Origin of the sequence: Pseudoflavonifractor capillosus (assembly GCF_016902575.1) — a bacterium.
Lineage (GTDB): Bacteria > Bacillota > Clostridia > Oscillospirales > Oscillospiraceae > Enterenecus > Enterenecus capillosus_A.
This window is the reverse complement of the sequence record NZ_JACSNZ010000140.1, coordinates 1-320: the sequence shown is the minus strand read 5'-3', so window position 1 is coordinate 320 and position 320 is coordinate 1. Positions and strand designations below refer to the sequence as shown.

At 46.2% G+C, this 320-nt stretch carries 1 rRNA gene; it reads left to right on the top strand.

Annotated features, from left to right (window positions below):
• Positions 1–212 precede the first annotated feature (212 nt).
• Positions 213–320, top strand: a 23S ribosomal RNA gene (locus tag H9X86_RS12255); the annotation flags it as partial.

The following is a 320-nucleotide window of genomic DNA, read 5'->3' as shown; positions in this document are numbered from 1 at the left end:
CGAGGCCAGAATTCCGCACCTTGAAAACTGAACAATGTGATAATTCCAGATGGAAGAGCAAGCAACAGAGTAGATTTTTAATCAGAATGGCAAAAGTCATTTCTGTCAATGGGTAATAACAATTAGCCAAAAAATAACTCTGAAGCCTGCATGATTCTTAAAAAGAGAACCAAAGTGGTTTTCTGGACCGCCAGGCGTGAGCCTGGACGATAGGTCAAGCTAATAAGAGCGCAAGGGGAATGCCTTGGCATCAGGAGCCGATGAAGGACGTGGCAAGCTGCGATAAGCTTCGGGGAGGCGCAAACAGCCTTTGATCCGGA